The 23,386-nt window shown below is 39.6% G+C and carries 17 protein-coding genes; 9 read left to right on the plus strand and 8 right to left on the minus strand.

The annotated features are described in order from the left end of the window. Nucleotides 1–4: 4 nt before the first annotated feature. On the minus strand, nucleotides 5–817 hold the full coding sequence (gene trpA / locus U0839_RS00050) for a tryptophan synthase subunit alpha (RefSeq protein WP_413549817.1): 813 nt from the start codon (nucleotides 815–817) through the stop codon (nucleotides 5–7). Then, on the minus strand, nucleotides 814–2,040 hold the full coding sequence (trpB, locus tag U0839_RS00055) for a tryptophan synthase subunit beta (protein WP_413549820.1): 1,227 nt from the start codon (nucleotides 2,038–2,040) through the stop codon (nucleotides 814–816). The genes trpA and trpB overlap by 4 nt, the downstream gene beginning before the upstream one ends. Before the next feature lie 383 nt (nucleotides 2,041–2,423). Here trpB and rho point away from each other — a divergent pair, with 383 nt between their 5' ends. After that, nucleotides 2,424–3,695: a transcription termination factor Rho gene (gene rho, locus U0839_RS00060; protein WP_413549822.1), complete on the plus strand. Its 1,272-nt coding sequence runs from the start codon at nucleotides 2,424–2,426 to the stop codon at nucleotides 3,693–3,695. A 78-nt stretch (nucleotides 3,696–3,773) separates the two neighbouring features. Here the strand turns inward: rho and U0839_RS00065 are convergent, their stop codons facing one another. Further along, nucleotides 3,774–4,226, minus strand: coding sequence for a methylated-DNA--[protein]-cysteine S-methyltransferase (locus U0839_RS00065; protein WP_155566082.1), 453 nt, complete (start codon nucleotides 4,224–4,226; stop codon nucleotides 3,774–3,776). A gap of 116 nt (nucleotides 4,227–4,342) precedes the next feature. Continuing rightward, a complete protein-coding gene (locus U0839_RS00070) occupies nucleotides 4,343–4,660 on the minus strand; it encodes a hypothetical protein (RefSeq protein ID WP_122124160.1) in 318 nt (105 codons plus the stop codon). 199 nt (nucleotides 4,661–4,859) lie between these two features. On the opposite strand from U0839_RS00070, the gene mnmE reads away from it, so the two are divergent. From mnmE to U0839_RS00095, 5 genes are read left to right on the plus strand one after another with little or no spacing between them, the layout of a single operon-like run. Next, the gene (gene mnmE / locus U0839_RS00075; RefSeq protein WP_155566081.1) at nucleotides 4,860–6,194 is read left to right on the plus strand and encodes a tRNA uridine-5-carboxymethylaminomethyl(34) synthesis GTPase MnmE; all 1,335 of its coding nucleotides are present in this window, start codon (nucleotides 4,860–4,862) and stop codon (nucleotides 6,192–6,194) included. A gap of 21 nt (nucleotides 6,195–6,215) precedes the next feature. After that, a complete protein-coding gene (gene mnmG / locus U0839_RS00080; RefSeq protein WP_155566080.1) occupies nucleotides 6,216–8,111 on the plus strand; it encodes a tRNA uridine-5-carboxymethylaminomethyl(34) synthesis enzyme MnmG in 1,896 nt (631 codons plus the stop codon). Continuing rightward, nucleotides 8,101–8,721 carry a 16S rRNA (guanine(527)-N(7))-methyltransferase RsmG gene (gene rsmG / locus U0839_RS00085; protein WP_370533619.1) on the plus strand — a complete coding sequence of 207 codons (621 nt, stop codon included), beginning with the start codon at nucleotides 8,101–8,103 and terminating at the stop codon, nucleotides 8,719–8,721. Before mnmG ends, rsmG begins: the two co-directional genes overlap by 11 nt. Before the next feature lies 1 nt (nucleotide 8,722). After that, a complete protein-coding gene (locus U0839_RS00090; RefSeq protein WP_122124312.1) occupies nucleotides 8,723–9,511 on the plus strand; it encodes a ParA family protein in 789 nt (262 codons plus the stop codon). Nucleotides 9,512–9,527: 16 nt separating this feature from the next. Then, nucleotides 9,528–10,430 carry a ParB/RepB/Spo0J family partition protein gene (locus tag U0839_RS00095; RefSeq protein WP_413549823.1) on the plus strand — a complete coding sequence of 301 codons (903 nt, stop codon included), beginning with the start codon at nucleotides 9,528–9,530 and terminating at the stop codon, nucleotides 10,428–10,430. A 96-nt stretch (nucleotides 10,431–10,526) separates the two neighbouring features. Here the strand turns inward: U0839_RS00095 and U0839_RS00100 are convergent, their stop codons facing one another. Next, a complete protein-coding gene (locus U0839_RS00100) occupies nucleotides 10,527–12,227 on the minus strand; it encodes an alginate export family protein (protein ID WP_155566079.1) in 1,701 nt (566 codons plus the stop codon). Between the two features lie 206 nt (nucleotides 12,228–12,433). Between U0839_RS00100 and U0839_RS00105 the strand changes: the two genes are divergently transcribed. Further along, nucleotides 12,434–13,186, plus strand: coding sequence for a HesA/MoeB/ThiF family protein (locus U0839_RS00105; protein WP_155566078.1), 753 nt, complete (start codon nucleotides 12,434–12,436; stop codon nucleotides 13,184–13,186). Here the strand turns inward: U0839_RS00105 and U0839_RS00110 are convergent. From U0839_RS00110 to U0839_RS00120, 3 genes are all read right to left on the minus strand, one after another. Then, nucleotides 13,183–13,839 carry a response regulator gene (locus U0839_RS00110; RefSeq protein ID WP_155566077.1) on the minus strand — a complete coding sequence of 219 codons (657 nt, stop codon included), beginning with the start codon at nucleotides 13,837–13,839 and terminating at the stop codon, nucleotides 13,183–13,185. The genes U0839_RS00105 and U0839_RS00110 overlap by 4 nt on opposite strands. A gap of 18 nt (nucleotides 13,840–13,857) precedes the next feature. Further along, a complete protein-coding gene (locus U0839_RS00115) occupies nucleotides 13,858–15,747 on the minus strand; it encodes a histidine kinase (protein ID WP_413549824.1) in 1,890 nt (629 codons plus the stop codon). A 62-nt stretch (nucleotides 15,748–15,809) separates the two neighbouring features. After that, entirely contained in the window at nucleotides 15,810–17,990 is a 2,181-nt protein-coding gene (locus tag U0839_RS00120) for a TonB-dependent receptor (protein WP_413549826.1), read from the minus strand. 276 nt (nucleotides 17,991–18,266) lie between these two features. On the opposite strand from U0839_RS00120, the gene U0839_RS00125 reads away from it, so the two are divergent. Together U0839_RS00125 and U0839_RS00130 are read left to right on the plus strand one after the other, a co-directional pair. Beyond that, nucleotides 18,267–19,649 (plus strand): NarK family nitrate/nitrite MFS transporter, encoded by a 1,383-nt coding sequence (locus tag U0839_RS00125; RefSeq protein ID WP_155566074.1) that lies wholly within the window; start codon nucleotides 18,267–18,269, stop codon nucleotides 19,647–19,649. 32 nt (nucleotides 19,650–19,681) lie between these two features. Then, on the plus strand, nucleotides 19,682–23,380 hold the full coding sequence (locus U0839_RS00130; protein WP_155566073.1) for a nitrate reductase subunit alpha: 3,699 nt from the start codon (nucleotides 19,682–19,684) through the stop codon (nucleotides 23,378–23,380). The last annotated feature ends 6 nt before the right edge of the window (nucleotides 23,381–23,386 follow it).

Genomic DNA, 23,386 nt, shown 5'->3' on the forward strand with positions numbered 1-23,386 from the left:
TGTTTTACAGGGTATTCGCTGACAGGAGCGCAACATGCTGGATAACTTTTTTAATGGTTGTATCAGTAGAATGATAGTCCTGATTTAAGGTTGATTCCAGTGTTTTTAACAAAGCTGAGGCAACAACGGCAGCATCTGCATGTTTTATAGCGTTTTGAACATGTTCAGCTGTTGAAATTCCAAACCCGATTGCGATAGGGAGGTCGGAAACGGAACGAATGATGGGAATGGTTTTTTCCAGATCTTTCTGGGACGCGGTTTTGGTGCCTGTCACTCCCGTAATACTGACATAATAGATAAAACCACTGGCATCTTTAAGAATTTTTTCCAAACGGTTTTTGGGAGTGACCGGGGTTACCAGTCGAATAACATCAAGATGATGTTTTCCCGCATATGGTAGAATACAGCCTAATTCCTCATGAGGCATATCAACAATGATTAGACCGTCAACACCAGCCTGTTCGGCATCCTGACAAAAACGTTCGTATCCATAATGTTCGATTGGATTAACATATCCCATTAAAATGATAGGGGTTGTTTGGTTGTCCTGACGAAAATCCCGAACCATTTGCAATGTTTTTTGCATATTGGTTCCGGCTTTTAACGAACGGTTGGCAGCTGCCTGAACTGTTGGGCCATCTGCCATGGGATCACTAAAGGGGATGCCAATTTCAATCAGATCCGCGCCTGCATGTGGCATGGCCTTTAGAATATTTAAGGCGGTTTGGTAATCAGGGTCACCAGATTCTATATAAGGAATAAAAGCTCCACGTTTTTTTTGTCTAACAGTTTTGAAACAGGTGGCAATACGGCTCATAATTTTACTCCTAAATAATTTGCGATATTATCAATATCCTTATCGCCTCGACCCGATAGATTGACAATGATGATATCTTCTGACTTCATGGCAGGAGCAATTTTCAAGGCATGAGCAAGAGCGTGAGAGCTTTCTAGGGCCGGGATGATTCCCTCTTTGGTTGTGCATTTCTGAAATGCGTCAACTGCTTCATTATCATTGATGGCAACATATTCCACTCGTTTCAGATCATGTAACCAGGAATGTTCAGGACCCACTCCGGGATAATCCAGTCCGGCACTGATACTGTAAGGTTCAGTAATTTGACCATCATCATCTTGTAACAGATACGTACGGTTACCATGCAATACCCCTGATGATCCTCGTTCAATAGAGGCTGCGGTTTTTCCACTATCCAGCCCCTTTCCTCCCGCTTCAACACCAATTAGGGATACGGTAGGATCATCCAGAAAAGGGTGAAAAATACCAATTGCATTTGATCCGCCGCCTATTGCAGCAATAATTTTATTGGGTAACTTTCCTTCAGCTTCCAAAATCTGTTTTTTGGCTTCATTGCCAATAATGCATTGAAAATCTCTGACCATCATGGGATAAGGATGAGGTCCGGCAGCTGTACCCATAAGATAATAGCTGTTATGAACATTTGTTACCCAGTCTCTTAACCCCTCATTGATGGCGTCTTTTAATGTGGCATTGCCAGCGGTGACAGGAATGATTTTTGCGCCCAACAGTTCCATGCGGAAAACATTTGGTTTCTGACGTTCAATGTCAAGCTTGCCCATATAGATTACACATTCCATATTGAATAGTGCACAGACTGTGGCTGTTGCAACACCATGTTGGCCAGCTCCGGTTTCAGCGATTATGCGTGTTTTGCCCATGCGTTTGGCCAGCAAGATTTGACCCATGACATTATTAATTTTATGGGCCCCCGTATGGTTAAGATCCTCACGTTTCAGATAGATTTTTGCACCATTGACAATGTTTGTTAATTGTTTTGCAAACCATAATGGGCTGGGTCTTCCAACATAGTTTTTTAAATAGTAGGTCAATTCATTTTGGAATCCAGGATCTTTCTGAATGGATTGATAAGCTTTTTGCAAATCAAGGATTAAAGGGACAAGTGTTTCGGCAATAAACATTCCCCCATATTTTCCAAAATGTCCATGTTCATCAGGACCCTGTCTTAAACTATTAAAGGATGAACCAGTTTGGGACCCCACGTTTCTCTCCTAAAAACTTGATTGAAATAAAAAATCAACAAAATTATCGTTTGGTTGAGTTTAAATGATTCTGGATTTTACAGCAAATAAATGGAATTGTAACTTAAATGGCTTTTTGAAAAAAAAATAGTTATTTTTCAATTTTATTTAAAAATTAAAGTTCTTGACGTTTTTGATCTTTTTATCTATAAATCCAATCTTATATTTGATATATATATCAAAATTTCCTTCGTATGAAATGTGTATTTTATTTTTACGTTTTTGTTTTGAAATGTATGAATAAAGGATCAATATACAATTTGGTAAATGTTTAAGTATTTGATCGCCATATTTCCTTTCCTTATTTATATGATTTAATTTTCTATTATATAGAGCCTCCATCTATGCAACTTGCCGAACTCAAGGCGCAATCTCCAGCAGAACTGCTCAATTATGCAGAAAGTTTGCAGATTGAAAACGCGTCCTCACTCCGTAAACAAGATATGATGTTTGCCATCCTTAAAAAGCTTGCTGAGAACAATCAAGCTATTTATGGAGAGGGAACTCTGGAAATTCTACCAGATGGTTTTGGATATTTACGTTCCTCTGAATCCAATTATCTGCCAGGACCGGATGATATTTATGTTTCTCCCGCACAGTTACGCCGTTTTAGTTTGCGGACAGGGGATACTGTTTCTGGTGAAATACGCGCTCCAAAAGATGGGGAGCGTTATTTTTCCTTGCTGAAAGTTGATACAATCAATTATCAGGATCCGGAAGTGGTTCGTCATCGTATCAATTTTGATGATTTGACCCCCCTATTTCCAAATGAACGGTTACAGATGGAAATTCCATCATTAATGGAAAGCAAGAATCCAAATAAGGATTTTACACCCAGAGTTATTGATTTGGTAACACCCATTGGTAAGGGGCAGCGTGCGCTTATCGTTGCCCCGCCGAGAACGGGTAAAACCGTGATGTTGCAGAATATAGCAACAGCAATTTCAACCAATCATCCCGAGATTGTCTTAATTGTTCTTCTGATTGATGAACGTCCGGAAGAGGTTACGGATATGATTCGTTCAGTCAAAGGTGAGGTTGTTTCCTCAACCTTTGACGAACCTGCGCATCGTCATGTTCAGGTTACGGAAATGGTTTTGGAGAAAGCAAAAAGACTGGTTGAACATAAACGCGATGTTGTGATTTTGCTTGATTCCATTACGCGATTGGCTCGGGCTTACAATACTGTTGTTCCTTCATCAGGTAAAGTTCTGACTGGCGGTGTGGATGCCAATGCGTTGCAACGTCCAAAACGTTTCTTTGGTGCGGCGCGTAATGTTGAAGAGGGTGGTTCCTTAACCATTATCGCAACGGCACTGATCGATACGGGTAGTCGTATGGATGAGGTTATTTTTGAGGAATTTAAGGGAACCGGTAACGCTGAACTTGTTCTTGATCGTAAGCTTGCTGATAAACGAACCTTTCCTGCGATTGATATTACTAAAAGCGGTACCCGTAAGGAGGAGCTATTGGTGGATCGTTCGAGCTTGTCAAAAATTTGGGTGCTTCGTCGTATCTTGGCGCCAATGGGAACGATGGATGCAATGGATTTCTTGCTTGATAAGTTGAAATACAGCAAAAACAATCAAGATTTTTTTGATGCTATGAATACTTGATCGTAAAAAGTATTGAACATTAGGAAATAGAATAAATCCTATGTATTTATTCTATTTCCTGAATTATAGAGATATTGATTAAGGTGTGCTAAATAATTTTTCAATATTCAATAAATATTCTTTGGTTTTAATCCCTTCCCCTCCAGAATATCCACCTAAAGTTCGTTTACCAATGACACGATGACATGGAATGATAATGGGAATTGGATTTGCGGCGTTTGCATTTCCAATGGAACGGGCACTTCCTCCTATTATTTTGGCGAGTTCGGAATAGGATTTTGTCGTACCAAAGGGAATAGTTTGCAAAAATTCCCAGACTTGTTGTTGATAGGCTGTTCCAGGCGATAGAATGGGTAAATCAAATTTTTTTAGTTTACCATTGAAATACGCGGCAATCTGGTTTTTTGCCTCCTCCAATAATGGTGTTTTTTCTTCAAGACTACCCCAGCCCCAATCAATTGAGACGATAAGATTATCATTTTCAGCGATACTAAGATCACCGACTGGAGAATGAAAAGATATAAAACCCATGGTGTTATAAAAATCTGAAATTTATTTCTGTAAATGTAGCAATTTACAAAATTAAGATAATTTATTTTATTTTATTTTATTTATCAATTTATTCTATTGGGGATTGTCTCTAAAATTTAAGCGGGAAGTAAAATCTTCAGATCATTAAGACTATTCGTCACGGCTGCATTAATAAGTTGAGTGATACCTGTTTGAGTGTTATTCCATGCATCCCCCCAAACAGATCGATTATTAAGATTATCCAGAAATTCACCGATTCCATAACCTATATTTATTGCACCTGTTATATATGATTTCTCTGGCTCTTTTCCAGAGATATTTTTACTCAGCTGATTTAGTCCATTACCAATTCGAGAACCAATTAACGAACCAATTGCGGTAAATGAAGCGGCACCTGATACATTGTTAATTTCATTATCTGTTAGGTCACGCATATTATATCCCTTCAATTTAGTTGCATAATTATAATTATTATAGGTAGCGTACAATGATATGTGTAGTAATATTTAGTTTATTGATTTGAAGAAAATTGATTTTATATGAATGAATTTATCTTTTCGTATGTATTAAAAGATTTTTTTATGTTACGACCGTATAAAAAATATATATCTTAAGTAGATAAGTTAATATTGTATGGAAAATATTTCATTAAATTCAAATACGACAATTTTTGCCTTGGCAACTGCAATGGGCAGGGGTGCTGTTGCGATCATGCGTTTGAGTGGGCCTTTAACTTATTCTATTTTACACAGAATGTGTCATCAAGTGCCGCAACCACGTTTGGCGTCGGTTCGTAAATTATGGAAAATTCAGGAGGGTCAGAAAGAATTACTGGACGAGGCTTTGCTGCTGTGGTTCCCAGGCCCTAATAGTTATACGGGTGAAGATAGTGCAGAACTGCACTTGCATGCAGGTCCTGCTGTGGTTGATGCTGTTGCGGAGGTATTGGTTTCTTATGGTGCCATTCCTGCCCAGGCAGGTGAATTCACCAAGCGAGCGTTTTTGAATGGCCGAATTGATTTATTACAGGCGGAAGGTATTGCCGATCTTGTTGAGGCGGAAACGCAGGCGCAAAGAAAACAGGCTTTGGAACAAACGGAAGGTGGATTAAGTGACCTTTATCATGGCTGGGCAAAACAATTGCGCGAAGTGTTGGCATTTCAAGAGGCATTAATTGATTTCCCGGATGAGGATTTGCCGCAAGAGATTGAGGAGAATGTGAAGAGGACAATCGTTGATTTGCATTCTGAAATGATTGACCATCTGAATGATCAAGGACGAGGGGAACGTTTGAGAAAAGGACTGACCTTTGCAATTGTGGGGCCACCAAATGCTGGAAAATCTAGTTTATTGAATTATTTGGCTGACCGTGATGCGGCGATTGTGACCGAACAGGCTGGAACAACACGAGATGTTATTGAGGTCAGGGTAGTATTGGGTGATGTTCCTGTAACCTTGGTGGATACTGCAGGCTTACGTGAAACAGAAGATGAAATTGAAAAAGAGGGGATAAAGCGAGCCTACAAGATCGCTCAAAATGCAGATTATGTAATGTGTTTGATGGATGCTGCGGATAAAAATGATTGCCCTGAATTATCTTGTGATCTGTTGGTTCGAACAAAAATTGATTTAAATGTTTCACGTGAAACATTATTAAGTCAGTCAGATAAAACCGTGTTAATCAGCGTCAAATCGGGTGAGGGGATGGATAAATTCAAAAGTTTATTGGTTCAGAAAACCAAAGAATTAATATCCCGTCAGGGGCCACCCCCTTTAACACGGGTAAGACATCGATTAGGTATAACAGAATGTGTTCAACATTTGCAAAAAGCCCAAGAAATGGAATGGGCTGAATTGCGTGGTGAAGAATTGCGGTTAGCTATGCAGAGTTTGGGTAGATTAACTGGTGCTGTAGGTGTGGAGGATCTGTTGGATACCATATTTGGTCAATTTTGTATCGGTAAGTAAGGTCGAGTTGAGAAAAGATTAATGATAAATGTAAAATACGATGTAATTGTCGTTGGTGGAGGACATGCTGGAAGTGAAGCGGCTGCAGCTTCTGCTCGGATGGGGGCAAGAACTTTATTGCTGACCCATTCTCTTAACACGATTGGGATCATGTCATGTAATCCGGCAATTGGTGGAATAGGCAAAGGGCATCTTGTTCGGGAGATTGATGCTTTTGATGGTATCATGTCAAAAGCAGCGGATCGTGCGGGCATTCATTTCAAGCTGCTTAATCGTTCCAAAGGTCCAGCAGTACATGGACCTAGGGCTCAGGCTGATCGGATGTTATATCGTAATGCGGTTCAACAATTTTTAAAAGAATTAAGCAACCTGACTATTATGGAGGGTGCGGTTGCTGATCTCAATGTCGATATTGGCAATAAAATATGTGGTGTTATTTGCGAGGATGGTCGTGATTTTCTGTCAGGAGCGGTTGTCTTAACGACGGGAACTTTTTTGCGTGGTGTTATTCATGTTGGCAATAAAAGTCAGCCAGCCGGAAGAGTTGGAGATAAACCTGCCACAATATTGGGAAACCGATTGGAGGCGATGGGACTGCGTATGGGTCGCTTAAAAACAGGAACCCCTCCAAGGCTGTTGCGATCAAGTATCGATATGGAGCGGTTGACAGAAGATAAGGGGGATGAATCTCCCGAGTTTTTTAGCCGATTGACTGATAACGCTTTTAATGAATTTGTTTCCTGCCGGATAACTGCAACCACTCCTGAAACGCATCGTATAATAAGGGATAATATTCATACTTCTGCAGTCTATGGGGGTGCAATTATTGGAAAAGGACCTCGTTACTGTCCGTCAATCGAGGATAAAATTGTCCGTTTTGCTGATCGGGAGCGTCATCAGATTTTTATTGAGCCTGAAGCATTGCCTGGACATGAAGGTGGGGATTTGGTTTATCCGAATGGAATATCAACCAGTCTTGCAGAAGATGTTCAGGAACGAATGGTTCATTCAATTCCAGGTCTGGAAAATGCCGTGATTGTCAGGCCAGGTTATGCCGTGGAATATGATTATATTGATCCGAGATCCTTGAATCCGACCTTAGAATTGCCAAATTTTTCCGGATTGTTTCTTGCCGGACAAATCAATGGTACAACAGGGTATGAGGAAGCCGCAGCTCAGGGTTTGTTGGCTGGAATTAATGCCGCAAATCATGCTTCTGGATCAGAAAAAATTACAATTGATCGTAGCCAGGGTTATATTGGTGTCATGATAGATGACCTGACAACGCAAGGGGTGACCGAACCTTATCGTATGTTTACCTCACGGGCAGAATATCGCTTGACTTTACGGGCAGATAATGCAGATATACGGTTAACCCCTTTGGCTGAACAGTTGGGGTGTTTGGGGGCTGAACGATTGGCTTTATATCTTCAGGATATAGATCATATCAAAAATTCTGTTCAGAGAGCGAAGGGAGAGAAATACCTGCCTAAAACTCTGAATGGTTATGGAATGCAGATTTCGTCCGATGGACGCTGGCGGTCATTATTTGAAATTTTATCATTATGCCCTTCTGAGGAGGTAATTGAGAAAGTCGCTCCTTGGTTTCATCAATTAACATCAAGAGTTCAACAATATATTCGTACCGAGGCCCGTTATGAAGGTTACCTTGTTAGACAGGCCAGGGAAATCAGGCAGCTTGACCAGGAGTCCAGAATCAATTTGCCACTGGATCTTGATTATAGGAAAATTGGCGGATTAAGCCGAGAAATGCAGGAACGTCTAGAAGCGGTTCGTCCTGTTTCTTTTGGTGCTGCCCAAAGGATACCGGGGGTAACACCCTCTGCATTGATGGCTATATTGGCATATATTCGAACCCCGCAAAAAGGGGAAAAGGATAATTGTTGTGAATCTTGACGGTTATATAAAAAATTATCCGTTTTTAAAGAGTGTTTCACGTGAAACAATAGAGAAACTGGAAATTTATATTTCTTTGCTTCAGCAATGGAACAAAAAAATAAATTTGGTATCGCAACAGGGTATGGATCAGGTCTGGAAACGTCATGTATATGACAGCTTTCAATTGATTCGGTATCTTGATTCATCTGTAAAATCTATTGCTGATCTTGGATCAGGTGGAGGATTTCCCGGTCTGATCTTGGCATTGTCAACAGATATTCCTGTAATATTGATTGAATCTGATATGAGAAAGACAATTTTTTTAAGGGAAGTTCTGCGACAGACCAAAACACAAGCAACTGTGCTTTGCCAGAGGATTGAAAATGTGAATGCTATCAGTGCAGATGTTGTGACGGCAAGGGCATTGACTTCATTGACTCAGCTTTTGGAATTTTCAAAAAATATTTTAAATAAAAATGGTTATTGTTTATTTTTGAAAGGCCGGTCTGTTAATCTGGAAATTGAAGAGGCACAAAAGGATTGGAAAATAAATTATAAAACCTTTTCCAGTCAAACGAATGCCGATGGGGTAATAGTTAAGATTAATCAATTTGAACGTGTTGAATAAAATGGCGCTTAAAAAGACAAAATCAAAAAATACTTATATTTTGGCAATTGCAAACCAAAAAGGTGGGGTGGGTAAAACAACGACAGCAATTAATCTTGCCACCGCATTCGCTGAAAAAAAGAAGGTTCTATTAATTGATCTTGATTCTCAAGGAAATAGTTCAACTGCATTGGGAATTGAATATGGCGATCGTGATAAAGGAACCTATCATTTATTAATTAATGGCAAAGTGGTTGATGGAATGATCAAGGAGTCCATGATTCCAGGATTATCGTTGATTACAGCTGATGGCAACCTTGCGGCTGCAGAGCTTGAGTTGATTGATATTGAAAAACGTGAATTTCGGCTCAAGGAGGCAATTAAGCAATTTATAGGTATATATGATTATATTTTGATTGACTGTCCTCCAAGCCTTGGACTGTTAACGGTAAATGCCTTGGCGGCTGCTACTGGTGTTATTGTTCCGTTGCAATGTGAATTTCTGGCACTTGAAGGAATAAGTCATCTGGTTAAAACGGTTACACATTTGCAGAAAAAGGTAAATCCTGATCTGGATATAAAGGCAATTGTTTTAACGATGTATGACAAACGCAACAGACTTTCAGAGCTTGTTGCTGAAGATACCAGGAATTTTTTTGGGGATAAGGTCTGTAAAACAGTTATTCCACGCAATATCCGTATTTCAGAGGCACAAAGTTATGGAAAGCCAATAATGGTGTATGATCCTAAATCAACTGGAGCGCAAGCCTATATAAACTTGGCTAAGGAATTGAATCGTCGATTTGCTTAATTTGAGGGTAGGAAATATGAAGGGTAAGAAAAGGGATCAGGGTAAAATTCGTTTGGGAAGAGGACTTGCCGCTTTATTAGGGGAGTCGGTTAAAGATGAGGATAATCAGAAAGATATTGGATCCGATCTTGGGATTTCAGATTTGAAAATGCAGATTTTACCTATTGACATAATTGAGCCTGGTCCTTTTCAACCTCGACAAATTATGCAGCCTGAAGCTTTACAAGAGTTGGCGGACTCAATCAGACAACATGGTATTTTACAACCTCTGCTGGTTAAGGAAAAAGATACCCAAAAGGGTCAATACCAAATTGTTGCTGGGGAACGTCGCTGGCGTGCTGCCCAACTGGCCATGATTGATGAGGTGCCGGTTAGGATCTGCTCTTTTACTGATAAAGATGCAATGGCTGTCGCATTAGTGGAAAATTTACAGCGTACGGATTTAAATATTATCGAAGAGGCTGAAGGTTTTTCAAGATTATTAAATGAGTTCAATCTTACTCAGGATGAGTTATCTTCTGCATTGGGTAAATCACGTTCACATATTGCTAATATAATCCGCCTATTGCAATTGCCGGATAAGATTATAAATTATTTGAAAAACGGGATATTAACTCCGGGACATGCAAGAGCCTTGCTTATGCATCCCGATCCTGTATCAGCGGCAAAGGAAATTATTCAAGATGATTTAACGGTAAGACAAACAGAAGCCCTAGTTAAAAATGCCAAAGCGGTTAATAAAAATTTACACTTGAAAAAAAAGCCAATCGATCCTGAGATAGAGTCACTTGAAAAAGATTTGCGTGGCAGATTAGGGTTTAATGTCAAAATTCAATTTGATGGTAAAGGTGGGTCCTTAAAAATATTTTATAAATCCCTTGAACAGTTTGATGAGATTTTAACGTTGTTAAAAAATTAAATGAAATATTGATACTTCATAGACCCATAATAAAAAAAGTCGCTTATTATTAAAAATAAGCGACAAAATAATAAGTAAAGTATAGAATGAAAAAGGTTAAAACCTGAAGTCGAGTGTTTCCATAAGGAAAGCACTGTCATTGCCACCAGCTTTTTTTATGGATTGTGAGGCTAGAACACCGCCAAAGTCTCCAGTTAAAACAAGATGGGGAGCAATTGCATAAGCGAGAGTAAACTGGGGAATTGCACCAACAAATCCACCAGAATAATTGTCACGCAAAGGATAGTTGAATCCGACACCGTAAATCGTATCATTGGTATTGGCTCTCCAAATTACAGGTGCGTGCAATTTGACAAGTGCTTTTTTTGTTGGATTGTAAGTGATTAAAGGACCTGTACTGACTGTATTGGAAGTTGCCAGATATAGCGTCATATCCTGATAGTTTGCTGTTGTAAAATAGGGAACAGCAAAATTTCTGACCGCGCCGTGATCTTTGTGATAGTTGCCACCAGAAAAATAGTCGCTTTGCAGGCCCAATGACAAATTTCCCGGCACGTTTTTAAAGTTATAAGCAAAAATCGCATCAAATGCATAGGCTCTGACTGGACGTGTTTTACTACCAGAATTTGCGGGACGGAATTCACCACCCTGATATATACCTGTAACATCAATGGTGAAATTGCCAATATTTCCGTTCAACCTTCCACCGATATTATCACGTCTTGTAGAGCCTTGACGGTTTTTCCCGGGTGTTGGTGTGGGAAGACCTGCAGCATTACCGTTATAAAGGTAACCAATATAAAAGGCATCAAGATATAATTGGCTATTCACATTCTGCACTTTAAAGCTGGGAAGAGCATAACTGGCCAAACCACCAAACATGCGAGCATTATAACTTGGCCCTGCACCAAAAACATGATCTTTGGAAAAGTCAGTTTGCCAGAAGTCAAAAATGTCGACTCTGAAATTTTTCCAGAAAGCATAGCCTCGGAATCCATCCCAACTGTAACGAATATTAGTCAGTTCCCGTGCGGAAGTCATGGAGAGTGGTGCATCAACAAAATATTGACGTCCTCCCATTGCCCCCATTTTTGCACCAAGCAGGTTCCCCTTTATTTCTAAAAAACCTTGCTGCATGTCAAGTCGTTTACGTTGAAAACCTGTTTGATAGCCAAAAGTGTTGCTGCCACCAGCAACACCATTAATGAGTTCGGCATAAGCTCTTACGTGGGAACCAATATGCAAATCAGCACCATAAACGCTACGAATCAACAAACGGTTGGAATTTGTTTTGGCTCCAAATCCCATATATGGTTTGCTGTCGAAAACATGACGAAACCGCTCATTGCCGTTTAAACTCAGCCAGATATCCCCAGAATCATTCAGGGGAATATACTTGAGTCGGTTAAACCAGTCATCATTTTTATGGGGATCATTGCATAATCCGCTCCAGTCTTCTGCCCATCTTGCTTGTGCGTATGGGGCATATTGTCCGAAAGCATACCAAGAATAATTACCAACAGGTCCAAAACCGCTGTGTTTGTTGAAGACACCCCAATCCGGATGTCGTGTATTTCCATATTTACCAGCCGCTGTGACAACTTTTGCACAACGGTTATTAAGATTTGAGTAATCAGTAAATGTAGAATCGATTTTATTTTGAATTTTTGAATCTGTTGGAAGTAATGTTTGTTTTGTTTGATCTTTAGCGTAAGTATGTATTGAAGTTAAAAGTAGTAATGAGAAACAAATATGATTAACTACTTTTAAACTAGCCAGAATAGTTGATTTATTCATAGTTTATCATTCATACTAATATTATTGTTTTATTTAATTATATTATTCTTTTAAGAAAAGAATTTATATTATCCACATGTATAGTATTATTTATATTAAGAATAAGATTATATTAATCTTTGTGAATATTTGGTTGCTAGTCTTATGGCTAGTATTCTTTATGACGTTTATCATTATATGGTTATTTATTTGGGTTATTTCAAATAATGCATGAAGATCAATTGGTAAGATACAGTCGCCATATCCTTTTGCCGCAAATTGATTTGGATGGACAAAAACGGTTTTTAAATAGCCGTGCTATGGTTATAGGATGCGGGGGACTGGGTTGTGCAGCAATTCCTATTCTTGCTGCTGCGGGTATTGGCAGTTTAATGCTGGTTGATAATGACAAGGTCGAACTGTCCAATTTACAACGACAGACATACTATACACCTGATGATATTGGTAAATTCAAAAATCATGTAATGGCCGATTTCATTCATAGACAAAATCCGGATATTACTGTTGATACTGTGCCTTACCGTTTATCCGAGGATGAATTATCTTCATTAATTCATGATTATGATGTGATTTTGGATTGTAGTGACAATTTAAAAACCCGACAAATGATCGGGCGGGTTGCATATTCTAGTAAAATACCTTTAATTTATGCCTCGGCCATACGGTTTGAAGGGCAATTAAGTGTATTTGACTCAAATAATGATCGATCACCATGTTACGCCTGTCTATTTGATGGAGCGGAAACAGAACAGGACCGTTGTTCATTTACCGGTGTTTACGCCCCATTGGTCAATACAATGGCAGCTATGCAGGCTTCAGAGGCTTTGAAGGTAATATCCAGGATGGGTCAAGCTCTTACGGGCAGGATACTGCATTATAATGCTTTGAATTTTTCTTTTCATATGCTGGAATGTGATCGCAATCCGCATTGTAACGTGTGTGGTTGTTCGAGGAACTAGGGTGTTTTGTCAAAACCATGTTCTAGGGCGTAAATTGCTGCCTGCACCCTGCTGTGTAAATTAAGTTTTCGTAATATATTCTGAACATGCAACTTGATTGTACTTTCTGACACGCTCAAAAAACGGGCAATTTCTTTATTACTTATTCCCTTGGTCAGCCAAGCCAATATTTCTTTTTCCCTTGGTGTTAAAGAATCATAGAGATCTTCGTTCTTTTCCTTTTCATTGGGTCGGAATTGATCGATAAGGGTTGATATCATGGCTGGGGAGAGAATATTATTCCCTTCATAAACTTTGTGAATACTGTCCAATAGGAAATCGGTATTGATATTTTTCAAAAGATAGCCTTTTGCTCCAAGTGTCATACATTGAATAAGGTCATCATTATCTTCCGAAACAGTTAAAATTAGGACATTAAGGTCTGGATTAATATTTAAAAGGTTTTGGAGCGTTTCCTTTCCGCCCATTCTTGGCATATCCAGATCAAGGAGGATGATATCAGGGTTAAGTTTCTGGGCCAGTTTTATACCTTCTGATCCATTTTGCGCCTCTCCAATAACCTCTATATCTTCCTGATTGTTAAGAAGAAATTTCAATCCTGAACGAAATAAAGAATGATCGTCAATAAGCAGAATTTTAATTTTTGTTTGCATTTTCTTTATACTACCGTTCTATAAGTTTATCGGAATAGTGAGTTCCAAGGTTGTACCATGATTAGGTGTTGAAGTAATGTTTATTTTTCCGGAAATATTTTCTGCCCTCTCTTGGATAATTGATAAACCGATATGGTTCTGTTGTTTTTTTTGCAAGGTATTAAGGTCAAATCCGACACCATCATCATGAATACGCATCATGAAAGAATTATTATAACTAAATTCAATTGTTGCAAGCTTGCATTTTGAATGTTTACGAATATTGGATAAAGCTTCTTGAAGAATAAAAATGATCTGTAATTGCTGTTGTTTTGTAATAAATAAAAATTTTTGCAGATTAATTAATTTTACAGGTATTTTTGTCTGGGCTTTGAAACGGTTCACGACTTTCTTAACAACAGTCTCAAAATCTTCCTTGCCAATCTTGGTTCGAAAATTCATTAACAGTTCACGAACATCGTCATAGGATTCTTGCACGCCACGCTGAATAAAATCCAGATTTTGCTTGGCTTTGTCAAGGTCATTCTTATTGATTGCCTTTTCAAGCATTTGAGCTTGCAAATTAAGAAAGGACAATGCTTGTGCTATGCTATCATGCAATCCCTGTGCAATTAAGTTGCGTTCCTCCATAATGGCAAGCTGTTTTTCTTTGGCAGTTAATTGGTAATTTTCAATGGATACACCAAGTTGACAGGTCAATGTTTCAATCAAGTGGTAGGTTTCTGGAGAAAAAGAAGATTCCCTTTTTTTAAAATATAGAACCATTAACCCTATTTCATTTTTATTATGCCAAATAGGAAAAATGATAAAATGACTAAATAATTTTTTAACGCACGAGGGTATAAGACAGTTTTCCTGCTGATCAGTTTTGACGCAAATAGGATAGGAATTTTTGGGTAGGGAAGAAATATCAAAAAAACAGTTGGCAGAAAAATAACATTGTTCAATGGTGTTTAATTGTGCTGGAAAACCTTGGCTACAAATAAAATTCATGGCGTCTTTCTCTTCGTTAAGAAAGCCGATAAATCCGGCATCCGCTTGACTTAAATCAATAATTTTTTCAAGGAATCTCTCGGTTGCCATATTGGGAGTCAGGCAGGTATGTAAAAAGGTGATCATGTCATAAAGAATAGTTAATTCATGATTCTTTTTCTTTAATGCAAGTGTTTTATCCGAAACTTTATGTTCAAGGTTATTGTATAAGTCCTGCAAATTATGTGCCATCTGGTTAAAACCGGAGGAGACAATATCAAATTCACTACTGCCATTTACAGGAATACGTCTGGATAGATTACCCTGACTTAGGGCTTTGATACTTGATTCAAGATGTTTCAATGGATTGATGACTGATCTATATAACAGGGATATGCTCGAAAAGGCAGTTATCAGTATCATCAGGATAATTGTTGTGATTATGTATCGAAGCCAAATGATGTCTTGCGTATTTTGGTTTTCGATCAGTTTGACTAAAAGATCAATGTCTTCTACGAATGTGTTGAGATGATAATAATTTTTGTCAGTTAATCTGTGATATCCAGAGGACTGGTTTATAAGCGGCAATATCTGGTTATTATAGGTTTTTTCAATATATTTTATTTGCAGGTTTATTTTTTTATTATTTGAAAAAATCAGGGTATTATTATCGTATTTTTTTAATTTATTAAGGATTGTAATAAATTTTGTTTGTTCATGCTGCAGGTTTACATAATCGTTTTGATTAGAAAGTAACATCATGTAATAGACACGCATGCGCAAACTGCCCGTATAATTGATGGCAATTCCAGCATTTTCAAGCTGCCAAAGCAGGGCGAGTGCATATCCCGTAAAGAATATGGCACATACAACCCATGCGATAGTACAGGTAAGCAGTTTGGTTGAAAGCTTGTTAAAATACCGCGTGATTTTCATTATTTGATAATTGTTCGTAAATATTATGATAAGATTATTTTAACATATATTTGAATTAAATATTAGAAATCAACTGCCAATGAAAATTGATATGTTCTGGGTAATCCAGCATAAGCACTGTTATTTGCGGTGCCTCCGTTAATTGAGGATGGATATACAGACATCCAATAATGTTTATTGGTTACATTATTGACATTAAATCGTGCCGCAAGTGGGGTGTTAAAGACATTGAAGGCGTAGCGCATCCCGACATCTGTCGTAAAATACCCCTTGGCAAAAGTGGTGTTGTAATTATTGGCAGCCCGACGATCTGTATAGTGAAGATTGATGTTGAATGCCATACCGTACAGGATGTGATCTTTTGCGACAGGTAATTGGTAGTCAATCAGCAGGTTGGCCTGAACAGGTGGGACACCAACAATTTGTTTATGAGAGGTGGCAATATTTCCTGTTTGTCCCAGTTGTGCATCAAGCCATGTAACACCTCCAAGAATAGACAGACTATCCCATATCTGTCCTGCGACCTGAAATTCAACCCCATAATTGCGCTGTTGTCCTGCGACGGCAAAAATATGGGTTGTTGGATTGATAAATGCATATGGACGTGTCATACGGAATGCCGCAACATTTAACCACAGGCGGTTGAATTTGACCTTATAGCCCACTTCATATTCTTCACTACGATAGGGAGCCATGATCTGGTTTGGATTAATTACTCCCGTCGCCGGGGCAATATCTCCCGCCTGCAGACTTCTTGCCCAAGTGAAATAGGCGGTATGACCTTCAAGAGGATGATAAATCAGGCTTGTTGTTGGACTAAATGCCGCATCATGTGAATTGTGTGCGGTTTTCTTTCCTTTCATGTTCCAGCTGTCATTGCTTAACCAGCTCCAACTGAAAACACCCATAATGGCCCATTGTTGATTAAAATGGATTGTATCGCCTGCAATCAGGGCTTGTTGCTGGATTAAGGCCGATTGATAACGTCCCCATCCTTTTGGTCTATGACCCGGTAATGGACGAGGATTGTGTATGTTGCTGGTTCCAAGATTGATTGTTTCAGTATGAGTGGGATTGTAATTACCCCTCATATATCCATTGGTGCCCAAAACAAGTTCATGTTTTACAAAATCTGTATTTACTTCTCCATTCACATAGGCAAAATTGCTCCCTACCTGAAAAACGTTTGCCTGACCGGCTACCGAAATAGATTGTTGATAATCACCCTTGCTGTTTAGGAGTCGATTGCTGTTGTTGAACATCTCTCGTTTGGCATCCTGATAGAGCCCTCCCGCAGTAAATCTCCATTTTCTATTGATTTGGTGTTTGATTTTTCCGAGAAAGGTATTTGTTTCCGTATTAAAGCCGGCATATTTTTGCCCAAGATAGGCCTTGCCCATATTGGGTGCGGATGGCAGTTGAATGGAATTATCAAACGAAAAATTCGTCGCTGTTCCCCTTTCATTATAGGTATAATGGCTGGCATCTATCTCAATAACGGTTTTGGAGGAAAGATGAATATCAAAATCACCACTGACCAGATTACGTTTTAACTGACTGTGTTCCACATAGGCGGTGCCTTCATCATGCAGAAGGTTTAAACGATATCCAAACCACCCATTTTTACCGACTCGACCAGATGCATCCGCATATTCCGTCACGGCACCAATTGAATCGTAATTGATTGAAAGATGTTCCGTACGACGGTCAGTGGGACGTTTGAGCTGGTAACTGAAAATGCCGGCTGGATTTTGTGGGCCATACATAGCCCCGGCCAACCCGTTCAGAACCTGCAAATTTTCAAACATTTCCGTTGGATAGGGGGTGGTGGTTGTCATATTGAGCCCGTCAATACGGCTGTTTGCTGTCACGTCCCCCTCAAACCCCCTGGATTGCGGCCTGGCCATGCCTGCAGATCCACGGGCCTCGAGTTGTACGGAAGGAAGGTATTTCATTAGATCATTAACGTTTCTTGCCTGTTGATTGGCAATAACGTCATGAGGAACTGACAAGATTGAAAAAGGCGCGTCTTCAGATTTCAAGGAACCCAAGGGGCCCAAGGTAACGTCTGGAGTACTCATTACCGCAACTGATCCGTCAGCCCTTCTTTGTCCCCTTACAGTAATTTTTTCGGATATTTCATCCTCTCTTTCCATATTGGTCGAGGTTGAAATCTTTTGTGCCATCGTTTGAAAAGGGAAAAGAAGAAGCAGAGGTAGAATATATTTTTGTTTTCTATTCATGCAAATTCTTCATGGATTAATAATTCAAGAAATTATTCTAATAATGGAAATGAATATGATATATTAATAGTAGGAAAACGACTAATTATACTTAGCCAAATGGCTATAAACAACCTAGCCATTATTCCAGATTTCTATAAGCTTTTGACTAATTGGTTCGATCTTGCGGAAGATGTAAATATTATTAAAACAATTATGCGTTTTATTTAACTTATACAATAAAGATCAAAAACAATACAGATATAAACGTATTGGTTCATCAACCAAGGAAAAAAAATGTCTCATTTACTAACAAAATGGGAACCGGAAAATCAACAGTTTTGGGAAAAGCAAGGACGTGTTATTGCTTTACGGAATTTATGGATTTCCGTTCCTGCTCTTTTACTTGCTTTCGTTGTATGGCAATTATGGAGTGTCGTTGTTGTCTATCTACCAGAAGTTGGGTTTAAATATACTCAAAATCAACTAATGCTTTTAACGGCATTGTCTGCATTGTCAGGGGCAACCCTGAGAATCATCTATGCCTTTATGGTTCCCATTTTTGGTGGAAGAAGATGGACGGTTTTTTCAACAGCCACCCTTTTGATTCCAACCATTGGTTTTGGTATATGCATACAAAATCCAAATACCAGTTTTGCAACAATGGTGATCTTGGCCCTGTTGTGTGGATTTGGTGGAGCAAATTTCAGCTCCTCTATGGCAAATATCGGATATTTTTTCCCTAAATCAAGAAAGGGATTTGCCACGGGGGTAAATGCTGGACTGGGAAATCTTGGTGTACCGTTTGTACAATTTGTTACCTTGTGGGTTATTGGCGTCAGTATCTTTGGTGCTTTGGGGGGTGGACCAGAAACACGTATTCATAACGGTCAGCAGAGTCTTGTCTGGTTACAGAATATCACCTATATTTGGGTACCTTTTATTGCGGTAACCGTTATCGCTGCCTGGTTTGGGATGAATGACCTTGCCACGGTCAAGGCATCTTTTTCAGAGCAATCAATAATTTTCAAGCGTAAACATACCTGGGTTGCCTGTTTGCTTTATCTGGGTACATTTGGATCCTTTATCGGTTTTTCAGCGGCATTGCCCCTGTTGATAAAGCATGAATTCGTTGATGTTAATCCAATAAAATACGCCTTTTTAGGTCCTTTGCTGGGGTCCATATTTAGAGTTGTTGGGGGAATTGCCTCTGACAAATTCAAGGCGACACGGGTAACTCAAATCAGTTTCCTGGGTATGATTGTTTTTTCCTTATGTATCGTTTTCTTCATCTCAGCCCCGGAAGAATCAAGAAGTTTTGTCGGCTTCCTGATAAGTTTTATGATCCTGTTCATTTTTGTTGGATTGGGAAATGGATCCGTATTTGCCCAGGTTCCCGGAATATTCACAATATTTTACCAGAAATACCTTAAAAAACAAAAAGCTGAATCTGAAGAGCAGATGAATGAGGATGCTGCCAAGGAAACCGGTGCGGTTCTTGGTTTTATGGGGGCTATTGGTGCCTATGGTGGATTTATAATTCCAAAACTGTATGGAACCTCTTTAAGTTATACCGGATCGTATAATTTAGCTTTTTATATTTTTGTGGGATTTTACGTATTTTGCCTTTTGATAAACCGTTGGTACTACCTTCGCAGAAATGCTGAAATACGTTGTTAAGACAAATTTGATTTAGAATTTGGAAATTGATTATGAGCCATATATTAGATCGTTTAAACTTTTTTAAAAAAACGAAAAGCAGTTTTGCTGACGGGCATGGCGCTGTTGTTAACGAGGACAGAAAATGGGAAGACGCGTATAGACAACGTTGGCAACAGGATAAAATCGTAAGATCAACTCACGGTGTGAATTGTACTGGATCCTGCAGTTGGAAAATCTATGTTAAAAGTGGATTGATTACCTGGGAAACCCAACAGACAAATTATCCGAGAACTCGTGCGGATCTACCCAATCATGAACCCAGGGGATGTCCTCGCGGGGCATCTTACAGCTGGTATGTTTATTCTGCCCAACGTGTTAAATATCCAATGCTGCGTGGACAGCTGGCTAGATTATGGCGTGATGCACGTCAGAAGATGGATCCGATATCCGCCTGGGAATATATCAGTCAAACACCAGAATTGGCCAGTTCTTACAAGAAAAGACGTGGATTGGGCGGATTTGTCCGATCAACCTGGCGGGAAGTCAACGAGCTTGTTGCCGCGGCAAATAACTTTACTATCAAAAAATATGGTCCCGACCGTATTATTGGATTTTCTCCTATTCCGGCTATGTCGATGGTCAGCTACGCTTCCGGATCCCGTTATCTTTCTCTTATTGGGGGTGTTCCGCTATCTTTTTATGATTGGTATTGCGATCTGCCACCAGCAAGCCCACAAGTATGGGGCGAGCAAACCGATGTTCCGGAATCAGCCGATTGGTATAATTCAACCTATTTACTAGTGTGGGGATCAAATATCCCCATGACTCGTACGCCAGACGCTCATTTTTATGCCGAAGTTCGTTATAAAGGTACAAAAACGGTCGCTGTTTCATCAGATTATGGTGAAATGGTAAAATTCAGTGATATATGGCTCTCTCCCAAACAAGGTACGGATGCTGCCTTGTCCATGGCGATGGGGCACGTAATCTTCAAAGAATTTCATCTGGACCGTCCCTCTGAATATTTTACGTCATATTGCCGTCAATATACAGATATGCCAATGCTGGTTATGCTTGATGAAAAGAATGGCCAACTGGTTCCCGGATATTTCTTGCGTGCCAGTCATTTGGCAGATCAGCTTGATGAAAAAAACAATCCTGAATGGAAAACGCTTGTTATTGATGAATTGACGGGACAGATTGTAACCCCCAAAGGATCAATTGGTTTTCGCTGGGGTGAAACAGGTCAATGGAATCTTAAAGAACAGGATAGCAAAGGACAGACCGTTAAGGCCCAACTTAGTCTGCTGGGTAAGCATGATAATGTTGCGGAGGTTGTGTTCAATTATTTTGCTGGAGAAAGCAAAAATGAACAGATGCTCCGAAAGGTTCCGGTTAAAACCATTACCTTGGCTGATGGCAATCAGGTAAAGGTTACTACAGTTTTTGATTTAATGGCTGCCAATTACAGTATTGACCGTGGTCTAGGTGATGGCGCTAGAGATTATATGGATGATGTTCCCTATACTCCTAAATGGCAGGAAAAACATACTGGTGTAAAACCTGAATTGGTTATTCAGGTTGCTCGTGAATTTGCCCAAAATGCCGATAAAACTCATGGTAAAAGCATGGTCATCGTGGGCGCCGGATTAAACCACTGGTATCATATGGATATGTCCTATCGTGGCATTATCAACATGTTAATGCTTTGTGGATGTATAGGTCAAAGTGGAGGTGGCTGGTGCCATTATGTTGGTCAGGAAAAACTGAGGCCACAAACCGGTTGGGCTCCATTGGCATTTGGATTGGATTGGAATCGTCCATCTCGTCAGATGAACGGAACATCCTTCTTTTACAATCATACAAGTCAATGGCGTCATGAAAAGCTGGCTATCAATGAAGTTGCCTCACAAAATAGCCTGAGTGAATTTGAAGGTATGGCGCTGATTGATTGTAATGCCAAGGCTGAACGGATGGGATGGTTACCTTCTGCACCGCAATTGTCAATGAATCCGTTGACGTTGACACAAAATGCAATTGCTCAAAATAAAGATCCCATTGACTATGCGGTTGAAGGATTGAAATCAGGTGCAATTGACATGTCTTGTAATGATCCTGATAATCCAGTGAACTTTCCACGCAACATGTTTGTATGGCGTTCCAATATTCTTGGTTCTTCAGGTAAGGGACATGAATATTTCCTTAAATATCTTTTGGGTACTCAGAATGCAGTTTTAAGTGAAGAGCAAAATTGTATTAAACCGAAGGAAATCAAGGTAAGAGAAGCCGCAGAAGGTAAACTGGATCTTCTGGTCGTCTTGGATTTCCGTATGTCAACGACTTGTTTATATGCAGATGTAATTCTTCCGACGGCCACCTGGTACGAGAAAAATGACTTGAATACATCGGATATGCATCCCTTTATTCATCCTTTAAGCGAGGCTGTACAACCTTTATGGCAAAGTAAAAGTGATTGGGAAATTTTTAAAGGACTGGCTGGAAAATTTTCTGAACTCGCCGCAGGATATCTTGGAAATCAAAAAGATCTTGTATTGACACCCTTAATGCATGACACTCCACAAGAGTTGGGGCAGCCTTTTGACGTTAAAGACTGGAAAAAGGGTGAATGTGATCCTATTCCTGGTAAAACAATGCCAGCCATGAAAGTTATCGAGCGAAATTATGGAGCAATTTATGAACAGTTTACATCAATTGGTCCTTTACTTGAAAAACTTGGTAATGGTGGTAAAGGTATAAGTTGGGATACCAAGCATGAGGTTGATCAATTACGTAATTTAAACAAGGTTGTTGGTCAGGGTATTGCAAAGGGACAGCCGAGACTTGATACTGCTATTGATGCGGCTGAAATGATCCTGAATCTTGCTCCTGAAACAAATGGGCATATCGCTGTCAAGGCATGGGGGGCATTATCAAAAGTAACAGGTATTGACCATACGTATTTGGCCACCCCTCGTGAACATGATTCCATTCGTTTTCGTGATATACAGGTTCAGCCACGTAAGATTATATCTTCCCCAACCTGGTCAGGCCTGGAAAGTGAAACGGTAAGTTACAATGCTGGTTATACAAATGTTCATGAACTGATTCCTTGGAGAACCCTGACCGGTCGACAGCAGTTTTATCAGGATCATCAATGGATGCGTGCATTTGGTGAAATGTTGTGTGTCTATCGTCCAGCGGTTGACTTGAAAACAACTCAAAAGGTTTTGGGACAGCATGGTAACGGAAATCCAGAAATAGTCCTGAATTTTATCACACCACATCAAAAGTGGGGCATCCACAGTACTTACTCCGATAATTTACGGATGTTGACATTATCCCGTGGCGGGCCACATGTCTGGCTTTCCGAAATTGATGCACAAAAGGCTGGTATCGTTGATAATGACTGGATTGAGGTTTTCAATCTAAATGGAACTTTAACGGCCAGAGCAATTGTAAGTCAGCGCGTTCCAGAAGGAATGACCTTGATGTATCATGCTCAGGAAAAGATCATCAATGTTCCTGGTGCAGAAGTTTCAAAAAAACGCGGAGGCATTCATAATTCGGTAACAAGAACAGTCTTAAAACCGACACATATGATTGGCGGTTATGCGCAATATTCCTATGGTTTTAACTATTATGGAACAGTTGGTTCAAATCGTGATGAATTTGTTGTTGTCCGTAAAATGAAGCATGTCGATTGGCTTGAAGAGACTGTTAGCGTTAATTACCCAAAAGTTGAGGCATAAGAGATT

It is taken from the genome of Commensalibacter sp. A3DC, assembly GCF_047307945.1.
GTDB classification, from domain to species: domain Bacteria; phylum Pseudomonadota; class Alphaproteobacteria; order Acetobacterales; family Acetobacteraceae; genus Commensalibacter; species Commensalibacter melissae.